The following is a 12210-nucleotide window of genomic DNA, read 5'->3' as shown; positions in this document are numbered from 1 at the left end:
TTCACTTTTCTCAGATTCATATGGATTTAGAGACACGCCAATTACAACAGCTTCTCGCTGAAGCACAGCAACTTCCTGAAGTTTTATTGCTTAAGCCAGTTACCACATCCACCAATGATGATGTGCGTGAAATTGCGCAAAAAGGGATTCAGAGCGTTTTGGTCTGCAGTACACGACAAACTCAAGGTCGTGGACAGCGTCAACGACAATGGGTTTCTCCTGAAGGAAACATCTATTTAAGCACATTGCTACAGACCAAAACACCTATAGATGGGCGCTTGGCTTTAGAAATTGCGTTAAATATCTTGCAAATGCCGAGTTTGCAAGGCCTTGCTCTGCAAGTGAAATGGCCGAATGACCTGTATAGTGTCCAAGGTAAATGGGGCGGGATTTTAGTTGAACCACTGTCGAGCCACCAAGCTATTATTGGGGTGGGCATCAACATCAACCAAGTCGAAGATACCCAGCTTGATCAAGCCACCAGCTCACTTGAACAGCTGGGTTTAGCCCAAGCAGATCGCATTAACTTAATGGCGGAACTATATCTAGCGATTCAACAAGCAGGCCTCTGGTTCACCCATAATAGTGCAAATCTGGCTTCTCGTTTCAATCATTACGCAGCATTTATGCAGCAACAGGTTGAATTTGAACATATGAAAGGTCTGTCTCAAGGCCTATTCTTAGGCATTCAAGATGATGGTGCGGTACAAATTCAGACCGCCAATGATGTTGAAAGCTTTTATCAAGGCCGTTTACGTCCAATGATCCCTGTTTAAATGATTGAGCATCATCATGAAAAATTTATGGTTAGATATTGGTAATACCCGCCTAAAATATTGGATTACGCAGGAAGATCAAATTTTAGAGCAAGGGGCTGAGTTACATTTGCAATCCCCTGCCGATTTGCTTTTAGGTCTAATTCAGCATTTTAAAAACTTAAACATCCAACAAATTGGTGTTTCTTCGGTTCAGGACAAAAAAAATAATGACCGAATCCGTAGACTTTTAAAAAGTTTAAATGTACCGATTACCTTTGCCCAAGTGCAGGCCAACTATGCAGGCCTGCAGTGTGGTTACGAACAGCCTGAACAACTCGGGATTGACCGTTGGCTGCAAGTGTTGGCCGTCGCACGTAATCTTGAGCAGAACTATTGTGTAATTAGCTGTGGCACGGCGCTAACCATCGACTTGGCGGATGGTTTACAGCATTTGGGCGGCTATATTTTACCCAACCTCTACTTACAACGAGACTCACTGATCCAAAACACCAAAGGCATTAAAATTCCAGATGCGGCTTTTGATGAACTCGGTCCCGGTCGTAATACCATCGACGCAGTGCATCATGGGATTTTGCTCGGCTTGGTCAGTACCATTGAAAAAGTCTTGCAACAGTCTCCACGCCAACTGATTTTAACTGGCGGTGATGCGCCTGTATTTGCGCGTTATTTGGCAGAGTATGCACCATGCATTGAAAATGATTTATTACTTAAAGGGCTACAATATTATATTCAGCATCAACTCTGAGCCACCGCCTGCTGTTGTAAAAGGGGTTTTAAGGTATTAAGCAGTAGCTCAAATTCAGCATAGCCATGTTCACGCATAAAATGCCCTGCACGTTTCACCTCCAGTACCTCTGCACTCAAGAAGTGCCCAAAGGTAAGTGCCAAAGGAGGTGGAACATAAGGGTCATTATTGGAAAACATAACCACACGTGAAGCGATGTGAGAGTGGAGTATACCGCTGTCCAGCTTCGCTTGCGCAATAAAACCACTTAACTCAGGTAAGCTTTTTAAAGCCGCTTTAAAGCCCGCAATACAGAAGATCGCTTTGATTCGACGTTCACGCAGTTTACTACTGAGATAATGTAAAGCTGCTAGACACCCCAAACTATGCGCAATGATGATGGTATTTTCATCCAAAGTGGTCATTTGCAGGGCCAAAGCCTGATGCCATTCTTCGAAATGTGGTGCATCGCTGTGCGGGAGCACTAAGCGTTTTACTTCAGCATGCAGATCCATCTGACTGAGTTTTTGACTTAGCCACGGAAACCAATGGTCATTGGGCGATGCTTGATAGCCATGCACAATATAGATATGTTGTTTTGATCCATTCATTTTCAACTTCTTATTATAATGTTTGAAAAGAATAAATTTTACGCAACTTTCAAGCCATAAACAGTGCGTTTTTGTTATTAAGCGACGGTATTGAAAACGCACACAATAATTTCCATGACTCACAAAACGACATAAAAAAAGGCGCTCAACGCGCCTTTTTCTGAAATGGTAAGAAGCAGATTACTTCTTATCGTTGCCACCAAATAATGGTCCCATTCCGCCGCCGCCACCAAATTGTTTTTGCATACCGCTTAATGATTTCATCATTTTTGCCATACCCGATGGATTGGCAAATTTCTTCATCATTTTCGCCATTTGCGCATGTTGTTTAATCAACTTATTGACTTCAACGACATCCATACCACAGCCTGCTGCAATACGCTTTTTACGGCTTGGGTTCATCAGGTCTGGGTTACGACGCTCTTTGATGGTCATCGATTGGATAATCGCTTCCATCTTTTTCACTTGCTTTTCAGGGTTCGCTTGCGCCAACGCATCTTGAATCCCTGCATTGCTCATGCCAGGCAACTTATCCAAGAAGCCCATCATGCCGCCCATTTTATTCATTTGCTCAAACTGCATTAGCATATCTTCAAAGTTGAAGCTGCCGCCTTTTTGCAGTTTTTTCGCCATTTTTTCGGCTTTTTCTTTGTCGACTTTACGTTCAAGCTCTTCGACCAAAGAAAGTACGTCACCCATACCCAAGATACGCTGTGCAACACGTTCAGGATGGAATGGCTCTAAGGCATCGAGCTTTTCGCCCATACCTAAGAATTTGATTGGCTTACCTGTGATTGCACGTACTGAAAGCGCCGCACCACCACGTGCATCACCATCAGTTTTGGTCAGAATCACACCCGTTAATGGCAGTGCATCATTGAAGGCTTTGGCTGTATTTGCCGCATCCTGACCGGTCATTGCATCGACCACGAACAAAGTTTCAGTTGGCTTAATCGCCGCGTGAAGTTCTTTGATCTCGTCCATCATTTCATCGTCTACGTGTAGACGACCTGCAGTATCGACAATCAAGACATCCGCAAACTGAATTTTGGCTTGTTCAATTGCACGTGTTGCAATGGTAATTGGTTTTTCGTCAGCACTCGATTCAAAGAAAATCGCGCCAACTTCACCTGCAACGGTTTGTAGCTGTTTAATTGCTGCTGGACGGTAAACGTCGGCAGATACCATCGCTACTTTTTTCTTTTGGCGTTCTTGTAAGAAGCGAGCAAGTTTTGCAGCCGTTGTTGTTTTACCTGCACCTTGTAAGCCCGCGAGTAGGACTACAACAGGAGGTTTTGCTGCAAGATCAAGGCTTTCATTTGCCTCGCCCATCATTTTTGTTAATTCGTCATGCACGATTTTAACAAATGCTTGGCCCGGCGATAATTGAGTCATGACCTCTTGACCCAACGCCTCTTCCTTAACTTTCGCGATAAATTCACGAGTTACAGGAAGTGCAACATCGGCTTCAAGAAGTGCCATACGTACTTCACGTAGGGTATCTTTAATATTGTCTTCGGTTAGCTGCCCAGAGCCAGTAACATTTCTTAAACTCTGCGTGAGTCGTTCCGTTAAGGTATCAAACATTGCAAAATCCGCTTAAAATTGCTAGTTGCAAAAAAATCTTTCTTAAAATAGAAAATTTATGCATAGAATGCTATAGGATACTGTAGTTCGCACCGAATTTATATAAATGAATATTCATCATCCTGAAAAAGGTTTGACATGATTAGCCTGCCCTTGGTTTACACCATCTTAGCATTAGTCGCTTATACCACATCTTTTTGGTATTTGTTTCTCAAGTTAATGGCTAAACGTGATCCAAACCATTGGTTTATTGGCATTATTTTAGGCTTAGGCTTATTACTGCATGCGACTGTTTTGTACCATGACATGCTCACGCCGATGGGGGTGAATTATGACGTTTTTGTCTTAATGTCATTTACATCAGGGCTCATGCTGTTACTTAGTCTACTCTATAGCACTTATCGTCCAATTCTAGCTTTGAACCTGATTGGCATTCCTGTGGCCGCTACAGGACTCATTTTAGGTTTTGCCTTTAGCCAGTCTACCCAATTTATTGAACAGCGCTCATTGGGTTTAGATATTCATATTATTTTATCGCTGTCGGCCTATGCGGTGCTACTCATGGCGACCATACAAGCCGTGATTTTATGGTTCCAAGATCGTGAGTTAAAGAACAAACAGAAGAAACGCTTTTGGGTTAACTTACTGCCCTCTTTTCAAGCGATGGAGTCTTTACTGTTTGACTTGATTAAAACGGGTTTTCTTTTACTAACCGTGGCGTTGGTGTTTGGTTTCTTTACCATCGATAACTTTTTTGCCCAACATCTGGCACATAAAACCGCTTTTAGTATTATTTCTTGGTTTGTATATGGGGCTTTGCTCATCGGACATTACCGTTTTGGTTGGCGCGGTCAAAAAGCGATTCGTTTTACCTTAATTGGATTCTTCTTGTTGGCTGTCGGTTTTATCGGATCTAAGTTTGTGTTGGAAATGATTTTAGGTCGATAAAGTCTTTTATGTTAACTTTAGGAAAATTAAACTTATAATGAAATTTTTCTTTGTAGCATTTGCATTCACTTTAATCACATGGATTTGCAGCGATTTTTTTCATAAAAAACAATTAGATTCTGCAATAAACTCAACAAATAAAATTAAAAATTGTGGCTACTTGTTGGGTATTAAGTCAACAAAAGCTAGATTTAGTCAGGAGTATTTTGTAATACAGAATAATCAAAAGGAAATAGATAAATTTAATTTTGATCCTGAATTTGATGTGCATCAGAACATAAAATACTCTGGAGAAATAAGGCAAGGGGAAAAAATTTGTTATGAATATACTTACATTCATACTTATATGGATACTATAAAAATTCTAACAAATATGAAAAAAGTTAATAATTTTCCATAAAGTTTATAGAATAGAGCTTATGTAAAATAACACTAAAAACTCCCCCAACCACCCTACAATATTTTAGTTCTCTATTACTTCTCATCCCCACTAAAAATGTATAACGCCACTGTGAGCCTCAACTTTGTACTCCTAAAAGCCTAACTATCCCAATCTTGCGGGTTGTACTTACATCTACAGAAAGCTTCGACTAGTGTATGACAAACTCCCTAACCAATAGCATTGATCGATAAACCTTAAGTACATAAGAAAGACAATGAAATGGATCATTTTTTATCCACCTGTTATACTGGCTAAATATCCCCCCTTCTTCTATTTTAGAGTAACACCAATGAAGTAAGTCTTATTTTCCGTCAAATCTAATTTATTTGTTTTCTGACGTGCAAAATAAACTTATTTACTACTCTATATCTCTATAAAAATTTATTTTGTATGTCCTGTATAAAGGAGTCTTCAATGACCCAACAGGCCTGTACTGTAAAAAATCTCAGTGTTCAATTTGCTCATGAACCACTTTTTCAGCATTTAAACTTTGAAATGCCCGCTGCCCAATGTTCAGCGCTGATTGGACGAAATGGTCAAGGCAAATCAATATTAATGTCCCTACTCACTCAGGCGCACATGCCCAATTATGCGAGTGGCGAAGTGATTTGGCGTATGCCATTTTCCTACTTAAGTCAGCTCGAGCGTTTAAGCAACTGTACGCTTGCCGAAGCCCTTAATATTGCTGACCTGTATGTAAGTTTTCAGCGTATTGAACAATCGACTGCGAGCTTTGAAGACTATGATCGCGTCGAACATGCATGGCATCAACCCACTGAATGGCTGAAATTACTGGAAAGTGCAAACTTACCTACAGATCTATCTAGCTCAGTTTCTCAACTGAGTGAAGGTCAGAAAACCAAACTGGCACTGTGTCGCCTTTTTTTACAAACTGAGCATTATTTACTTCTTGATGAACCCAGTAATCACTTAGACCATGCAAGTCGTGCATGGTTAAGTCAAAAAATCCTTCAGCATCCTGCGGGCTGTTTAGTCATTAGCCACGACCGCACATTGTTAAATCAAATCTCCAACACCTATGTTTTAAATGATTTTGGTTTGCAACACTTCCGTTGCAACTATGCCGAGTATCAGTCACAAGCAGAGCAACAACAGCAGGCACTACAACACAATATCTCGCAAGAGAAACGCGAACTCAAACAATTACAAATCCAACAGCATGAGCAGCGCATGAAAGCTCAGAAAAGGCAAAAGTCTGGGCAGAAATTACGAAGTTCTGGTTCTCAAGCCAAAATCCTGCTCGACTTTAAAAAAGAACGTGCGAGTCAAACCTTATCGGGAGTCGCGCAGCAACAACTTCGCCAAAAGGAACAAGTGCAAGATGAGCTCAAAAACAAACAGCAGCAACTAGAACAGATTAAGTCACAAAAGTTTGATTTCCATTTTCAACCTAAACAAACTGGTGAAATTCTTCGTTTAAAAGAAGTGGCTTTAGCAGCACTCTCTATCTTCCCTATTTCTTTTGCCTTACATAGCGGAGAAAAAATCCAACTGCGCGGCCAAAATGGTTCAGGTAAGTCGACCTTACTTCGTGCCATTCAAAATTATAGTCATATTCAATCAGGAGACATTTTCAAGCGAGGAGCATCGTTATATTTAGATCAAAACTTTAGCCTACTGAATACAGAACTGAATGCGGTACACAATTTACAATTATTGAATCCGTCTTTGTCCGATGAGGCGTGTCGGAATCAATTGGGGCAACTTCGAATTCGACGAGATAAAGCTCTGCTTCCCATCTCGCTACTCAGTGGCGGTGAACAACTCAAAGTCGCTTTACTGTGTATCAGTCTCGCAGCACAGCCTGTGGACTTACTGCTACTGGATGAACCCGAAAATCATCTCGACATCGACTCAAGACAACTGTTGGCAGAGGCTATTCGCGATTTTACAAGGGCGGTTATTTTAGTTTCACATGATGACGCCTTTGTCGAGGAGACACAGATTAAAAGCTATTTCGATTTAACCCAAACGCATTAGACTAGACAGCGTGATCGGATTTGCGTATAACACCGTTTTTCTATTTGACTGGTGACACCGCTGTGAAACTCATTCTTGCACCAATGGAAGGCTTAACCGACCCAATCATGCGTGATGTGCTCACGTCTGTAGGTAGCTTCGACTGGTGTGTGACCGAGTTTATCCGTGTGACCAATTCGGTCTTACCCGATCATATTTACCACCAGTATTGCCCAGAATTACTCAATGGCGGAAAAACAGCAGCGGGAACACCCGTGCATGTGCAGTTTTTGGGCAATGACCCTGAAATGTTGGCTGCCAATGCCATCCGTGCAGTGAAACTCGGTGCACCCGCCATTGATATGAATTTTGGCTGTCCAGCCAAAACCGTGAACCGTCACCGTGGTGGCTCGGTGCTTTTAGATGAGCCAGAAGTGGTACATGAACTGGTCAAAGCAGTACGTGATGCTGTTCCTGCACACATTCCTGTTTCTGCGAAAATGCGCTTAGGCTATATGGACAGACATTATATGCTGGACAATGCTCATGCCATTGAAGATGCAGGTGCAGCATGGGTTACCGTGCATGCACGTACCAAAGCCGATGGTTATACCCCACCCGCTTTTTGGGATCAGCTCCGCCCGATTCGTGAAGCTTTAAAGATCAATGTGATTGCCAATGGCGAAATTTGGAACAATGCAGACGCGAAACAGTGTCGCTTAGAGTCTGGCTGTGAAGATTTGATGATTGGACGTGGTGCCGTGACCACACCCGATTTGACCCAGTGTATTCGTCAAAATATCGATACGCCTCTGCTGACATGGAATGAGCTATTGACTTTACAAATCCGTTTCTTAAACGGCGGGTATAAGAAAGAAATGAATATGGTCGGACGCTATAAGCAATGGTTGGGCATGATGTCTAAACACTATCCTGAAGCCAAAGCCCTCTGGGATGAAGTCAAACGTATCAAGCCGCTGGATGACATTATTCTTAAACTAAACGCAAGCGCGACTTAATCCGTTCGCGCAACGATCGCGACATAAGTGGGTAAGTTCCACGCACCACCTGCAAAGCCTTTACATTGCTGCGATTGAGCCTGATAACTGAGGACAAAAGCCTTTCCATTCCAAGCCCACTCGGAACGAATACCACAGTCAGCGATACCCCGCCCTTTTTGCTCTGAGAAAATTTGCGCCTCACTAAAACTTGAGCCTGATGTGGTGACTTGCTGCTGAATCTTTTGCAATGCTTTGTCCATAACCCAATAGCCTAGACCTTCATTGTACGCCCCACGCCAGCATGGCACTTGAACCACCACTTGTTCCACATTCAGCGGATAGACTGAAACCCGATCTTCCTCAAAAAACTGTGCCTCATAGAGATTTGGACAGTCTTGTTCATCTGTTGTTGCTTTTAATTTTTTAAAGAGTTGATTTGCAATTTTACTGTCCACGGCAAAATGACTGGCAACCGCAGGTCGGTATCCCGTAATACCAATTTGAGGGATGGCTTTGGGCTGTAGAACATTTTGCTCAGACTGATTGCCTTTTTGATATACCGCGTTCGGTGTATTTACACGTTTTTGTATATCATCCATTTTAAGCAAAACTGCATTTGCCCCAGCAGTTGAAATTTGCCATTGCTGTGCTTGGGTCGTAAGACGAATATCTTCTGCACCTACCAAAGCCTTTAGCAACTGCGCACTTTGAGCACTGGACAGTTTCGCTGTACTTTTCTTGGCATCGATGGTCAGACTCCCCAGAGATGTTCCTCCTACATTTAAACTGGCTTCAGTATCCTGCGTAAACTCCTCAGCCACTTGAATTTGGCTGAGCACCGCACTGCCTGCACCTGCCGGACGAGAAATCAGTAATGAAACTGGATGACCAAACTGAGCATCACTTTGATACCCTACCGCGCGGCACATACCCGTATTATCACAGGCAAGCTCCCAGTCTTTATGCATAAAATAGTTACCCGTTTCAGCATGAGTCAACTGGCTCAAGGCACTCATCAGCAACACACCAATAATGGGACTATTTCGTTTTATGATCTTATTATTCAACATATGCACTCACTCCACTTTAGAGGAATATAATCTTGCACTCAAAAACTTCGGCTTTGCACGATACCTGTATAATTTAAACAATCTTCAACGCGAATCCGTTGTATTTTCGACAGCTGATCTAAATCAAACCAAGCATAGGCCGTATGTTCATCACTGAGCCTGATCTCAGCAGATGCAGCCAAATGGCATCTAAAAATAAAGGCATGCGAGGTCACTGCCGAATGAAAATACACACCCGACAAATAATCGATCTGAACCTGACAACCGAGTTCTTCTTGGCACTCACGCAGCAAAGCCTGATGAATGGTTTCTCCCATATCCAAGGCTCCACCGGGCAGCCCCCAAGCCTGATCGGCATAATTGGCTTTCAGTAATAAAACCTGTCCTGCATCATTGGTTAGCACCGCATGAGAACTCAGTCGGTAAAAGTCTTGAAATGCCATAGATACCTTCTTCTTAAGTTGTTCATGTTGTCATTCAAACATAGCCCAGCAAAACGGAGGTGGCTCAACCTGTACCCAAGCCAAAGCTTTAGTCGAACTCAGTCTGGAAAATGAATCGGCTTTGACATTTTAGTTTCAAAGTCCACAGGCACCGAAATATGCTGATGGGCAACCAACCACTCACCTGCCGTTTTTTGAAAACATAGCGTGGTTCTGCACCAAGGAATCTCTGGGGTTGCAACGCCACTGGCATGATCCAATTTAGAATAACAATGTAAAAAAGCTAAACCGTCACGACTAAAAATATTGATGTTACGCCTAAATACTTTGATTTCCCCCTGAAAAAATGGGGCATATCGTCTCCACAATTCTTGATAGGCTTGCACACCTTGCAGCTCAAACCCAATATCAAACAAGCTGACATCACTCTGACAAAGACGAATGATATTTTGTACATCCATTTTACAAATGGCATCATCCCATTGCTTAAGTTTGAAGATAATTTCATGCCCTGCATGCTCATCTCCAACTAATCGAAAATCCACATCGCACTCCCACACTACAAATCAAACCGCATAAAAAAACGCGTGCGCCATCCATAGCAAACACGCGGTTTTCTTTAATTCTTAAAACAAGCAAAATATGTAATCTGATCTTAAGTCGTCAAATCCTTAATCGTGGTACTTGAACCATTGTTTTTGACCGATTCAATGCCTTTGTCTCGGGATTGCTCACTGGCATAAAACTGACTGGTACCAATAATCTGATGATTGGCAGCCTTTAAGTTAAAATAAGGTTTACCATTTTTGGCTTCCAAGCGTTCATAACGCGTATCATCGGGGCTGTTTTTTTGCACCGACTCAATTCCATTATGTGCTGACGCTTTTGCTTTATACAGTTCACTGGTCAAAATGACCTCACCATTTCCCGCTTTTAAAACAAAGCGATATTGGCCATCATTTGCCTGACTTACTTCGTACCATCCTGACATAAGCTCACCTATTGTTATTTTAAAGTGATTGTAAATCCACCAAAACCGAATAAAAAATCATCCAATTTCATAAAATATAAATGACTTCTTTTATAAAAAAAAGTGCATTTACTACCAGCCCAGATTTTATTTTTTAAAATAACAGCGCTATATGAATAACGCATGACAGCCTCAAACCGTTTAAATGACACACTAGCTCGGCCCAATAAACGGTTTGGCACTCTTCATAATTTTATGCTTTTAATACCAATTTGCTATAACTGCTTTTTGGCATTTCAATAATTTCTACACAAATTTGTACCGTTAAATCCTGAGGAGCGGTAAAGTTTTGCTGCAATGTTTTAAGTAATTTGCTCGAAATGGCACACTTAGTGGCTTCATCTCGTCCGCTTAATAAAGACACTTTGGCATGCAAATAAGCCTGCGCATCGCCTTCTACCCCAATCACAAAATCGGACTGTCGAATGGCACGACTTTTGATGTCATTGCCCGATTGTACAAACTGACCATCCAGCAAAGCTTGGTTTAACGCCAGTAACATCGGCTTAACATCAAGGGTGTCGATATTATCTGAATATTCAAGGTGGATATGTGGCATAACGTATTCTTCAACAGTTTTTATCTTTATAGCATGCTGTGCTGGTGTTTCAACGCTTAAATGTCTTTTCAAAATGTCTAAAAAACAAAAACGGAGTCCAATTGACTCCGTTTTAATCTCGAGCTGCAAACTCAGCGCATTAGGCTTTTTTCACATACTCAGATTTCAGTTTCATCGCACCGACACCGTCGATCTTACAGTCAATGTCATGACCATCTGCGGCATCTGGCAATAAACGAATATTTTTCACTTTGGTTCCGACTTTCACCACCGATGACGAACCTTTAATTTTTAAATCTTTAATCACCGTTACCGTGTCACCGTCAGCAAGTAAGTTGCCGTTGGCATCTTTAATTGCTACCACTTCTTCAGTTGCTTCTCCCTCTTTCCATTCATTTGAACATTCAGGGCAGATCAGCAAGTCACCATCTTCATAGGTATATTCGGACTGGCATTTTGGGCAGTTGGGTAAAGACATAAAAACCTCAAAAAATAAAAAATAAGCAAATCACATTGCTCAAAACGCCAATATAGCATTTTTCAGACGAAAACGATGCGAATCACATATTTATTTTAAGGCTTTAGCATTGTCATGGGATGAATAAAATAAAGCCTAGGAAAATATAAATTTTCCCTGTAATAGCATCAGCTCAACTCTTATTTTTGTTCCAAGCACTGCTTCAAAATCACCACATGGTTATGCTGTTCTTCTTTGGCTGCGGTGAGTAACGTGATCTGCTCACGCACCGCCAATTGGCGCAAATCATTCAACTCGCTGGGATGTGCTTCCAGTTCTTTCATATAACGGACTTTAAACTCATCCCAGTGTGCCACCATGTCTTGGTGGTACCATTTCCGCAGCTCATTGGATGGTGTGAGAATTTTTGGCCAAACATCTATTTTGGCCTCAAGTTTTGAGGCCCCTCGTGGCCACAACCGATCGACCAAAATCCGTTTACCATCCTCTGCTTCAATAGGTGCATAAATTCGCTTCATGCGTATTGGCATGCAGAACTCCTTTTTATTCTTTTGTGCA

The 12210-nt window shown here is 41.9% G+C and carries 15 protein-coding genes; 6 read left to right on the top strand and 9 right to left on the bottom strand.

Annotated features, from left to right (window positions below; translation table 11 throughout):
* Window positions 1-20: 20 nt before the first annotated feature.
* Entirely contained in the window at window positions 21-776 is a 756-nt protein-coding gene (locus tag AC4CU2_RS03450) for a biotin--[acetyl-CoA-carboxylase] ligase (protein ID WP_201953703.1), read from the top strand.
* A 16-nt stretch (window positions 777-792) separates the two neighbouring features.
* Window positions 793-1524, top strand: coding sequence for a type III pantothenate kinase (locus AC4CU2_RS03445; RefSeq protein ID WP_201952300.1), 732 nt, complete (start codon window positions 793-795; stop codon window positions 1522-1524).
* On the opposite strand, the gene AC4CU2_RS03440 is transcribed toward AC4CU2_RS03445, so the two are convergent.
* Together AC4CU2_RS03440 and ffh are read right to left on the bottom strand one after the other, a co-directional pair.
* Window positions 1515-2114, bottom strand: coding sequence for an RBBP9/YdeN family alpha/beta hydrolase (locus AC4CU2_RS03440; protein ID WP_201952303.1), 600 nt, complete (start codon window positions 2112-2114; stop codon window positions 1515-1517). The genes AC4CU2_RS03445 and AC4CU2_RS03440 overlap by 10 nt on opposite strands.
* A 180-nt stretch (window positions 2115-2294) precedes the next feature.
* A complete protein-coding gene (gene ffh, locus AC4CU2_RS03435) occupies window positions 2295-3701 on the bottom strand; it encodes a signal recognition particle protein (RefSeq protein WP_010327404.1) in 1407 nt (468 codons plus the stop codon).
* Window positions 3702-3839: 138 nt separating this feature from the next.
* Here ffh and AC4CU2_RS03430 point away from each other — a divergent pair, with 138 nt between their 5' ends.
* The 4 genes from AC4CU2_RS03430 to AC4CU2_RS03415 all read left to right on the top strand — a co-directional run bounded on the left by AC4CU2_RS03430 (window position 3840) and on the right by AC4CU2_RS03415 (window position 8090).
* Window positions 3840-4649: a cytochrome C assembly family protein gene (locus AC4CU2_RS03430; protein ID WP_010327405.1), complete on the top strand. Its 810-nt coding sequence runs from the start codon at window positions 3840-3842 to the stop codon at window positions 4647-4649.
* A gap of 37 nt (window positions 4650-4686) precedes the next feature.
* Window positions 4687-5049: a hypothetical protein gene (locus AC4CU2_RS03425; protein ID WP_201952305.1), complete on the top strand. Its 363-nt coding sequence runs from the start codon at window positions 4687-4689 to the stop codon at window positions 5047-5049.
* A gap of 456 nt (window positions 5050-5505) precedes the next feature.
* Complete coding sequence (locus AC4CU2_RS03420) at window positions 5506-7092, top strand: ATP-binding cassette domain-containing protein (RefSeq protein ID WP_201952307.1); 1587 nt, start codon at window positions 5506-5508, stop codon at window positions 7090-7092.
* Window positions 7093-7154: 62 nt separating this feature from the next.
* Complete coding sequence (locus tag AC4CU2_RS03415) at window positions 7155-8090, top strand: tRNA dihydrouridine synthase (protein ID WP_201952309.1); 936 nt, start codon at window positions 7155-7157, stop codon at window positions 8088-8090.
* Here the strand turns inward: AC4CU2_RS03415 and AC4CU2_RS03410 are convergent.
* From AC4CU2_RS03410 to AC4CU2_RS03380, 7 genes are all read right to left on the bottom strand, one after another.
* A complete protein-coding gene (locus AC4CU2_RS03410) occupies window positions 8087-9142 on the bottom strand; it encodes a DUF1176 domain-containing protein (RefSeq protein WP_078426119.1) in 1056 nt (351 codons plus the stop codon). The genes AC4CU2_RS03415 and AC4CU2_RS03410 overlap by 4 nt on opposite strands.
* A gap of 38 nt (window positions 9143-9180) precedes the next feature.
* Window positions 9181-9585, bottom strand: a complete 405-nt coding sequence (locus AC4CU2_RS03405; protein ID WP_201702589.1) for an NUDIX hydrolase — start codon at window positions 9583-9585, stop codon at window positions 9181-9183.
* Between the two features lie 98 nt (window positions 9586-9683).
* A complete protein-coding gene (locus AC4CU2_RS03400) occupies window positions 9684-10130 on the bottom strand; it encodes a YybH family protein (RefSeq protein WP_058870190.1) in 447 nt (148 codons plus the stop codon).
* 110 nt (window positions 10131-10240) lie between these two features.
* Window positions 10241-10576, bottom strand: a complete 336-nt coding sequence (locus AC4CU2_RS03395; RefSeq protein WP_004695228.1) for a YegP family protein — start codon at window positions 10574-10576, stop codon at window positions 10241-10243.
* A gap of 232 nt (window positions 10577-10808) precedes the next feature.
* On the bottom strand, window positions 10809-11174 hold the full coding sequence (locus tag AC4CU2_RS03390; protein WP_078426117.1) for a 5-carboxymethyl-2-hydroxymuconate Delta-isomerase: 366 nt from the start codon (window positions 11172-11174) through the stop codon (window positions 10809-10811).
* 139 nt (window positions 11175-11313) lie between these two features.
* Window positions 11314-11652: a zinc ribbon domain-containing protein YjdM gene (locus AC4CU2_RS03385; RefSeq protein WP_004695225.1), complete on the bottom strand. Its 339-nt coding sequence runs from the start codon at window positions 11650-11652 to the stop codon at window positions 11314-11316.
* Window positions 11653-11831: 179 nt separating this feature from the next.
* Window positions 11832-12182 (bottom strand): DUF488 domain-containing protein, encoded by a 351-nt coding sequence (locus tag AC4CU2_RS03380; RefSeq protein ID WP_201952319.1) that lies wholly within the window; start codon window positions 12180-12182, stop codon window positions 11832-11834.
* Window positions 12183-12210: the final 28 nt, after the last annotated feature.

The organism is Acinetobacter sp. 797_lipA (genome assembly GCF_058243025.1).
This window is presented reverse-complemented; position numbering and strand designations above follow the sequence as displayed.

Bases quoted from the DNA above. Each gene is read 5' to 3' on its own strand.
- AC4CU2_RS03450 (WP_201953703.1), top strand. From the start codon at position 21: ATGGATTTAGAGACACGCCAATTACAACAGCTTCTCGCTGAAGCACAG.
- AC4CU2_RS03445 (WP_201952300.1), top strand. From the start codon at position 793: ATGAAAAATTTATGGTTAGATATTGGTAATACCCGCCTAAAATATTGG.
- AC4CU2_RS03440 (WP_201952303.1), bottom strand. From the start codon at position 2,114: ATGAATGGATCAAAACAACATATCTATATTGTGCATGGCTATCAAGCA.
- ffh (WP_010327404.1), bottom strand. From the start codon at position 3,701: ATGTTTGATACCTTAACGGAACGACTCACGCAGAGTTTAAGAAATGTT.
- AC4CU2_RS03430 (WP_010327405.1), top strand. From the start codon at position 3,840: ATGATTAGCCTGCCCTTGGTTTACACCATCTTAGCATTAGTCGCTTAT.
- AC4CU2_RS03425 (WP_201952305.1), top strand. From the start codon at position 4,687: ATGAAATTTTTCTTTGTAGCATTTGCATTCACTTTAATCACATGGATT.
- AC4CU2_RS03420 (WP_201952307.1), top strand. From the start codon at position 5,506: ATGACCCAACAGGCCTGTACTGTAAAAAATCTCAGTGTTCAATTTGCT.
- AC4CU2_RS03410 (WP_078426119.1), bottom strand. From the start codon at position 9,142: ATGTTGAATAATAAGATCATAAAACGAAATAGTCCCATTATTGGTGTG.
- AC4CU2_RS03405 (WP_201702589.1), bottom strand. From the start codon at position 9,585: ATGGCATTTCAAGACTTTTACCGACTGAGTTCTCATGCGGTGCTAACC.
- AC4CU2_RS03395 (WP_004695228.1), bottom strand. From the start codon at position 10,576: ATGTCAGGATGGTACGAAGTAAGTCAGGCAAATGATGGCCAATATCGC.
- AC4CU2_RS03390 (WP_078426117.1), bottom strand. From the start codon at position 11,174: ATGCCACATATCCACCTTGAATATTCAGATAATATCGACACCCTTGAT.
- AC4CU2_RS03385 (WP_004695225.1), bottom strand. From the start codon at position 11,652: ATGTCTTTACCCAACTGCCCAAAATGCCAGTCCGAATATACCTATGAA.
- AC4CU2_RS03380 (WP_201952319.1), bottom strand. From the start codon at position 12,182: ATGCCAATACGCATGAAGCGAATTTATGCACCTATTGAAGCAGAGGAT.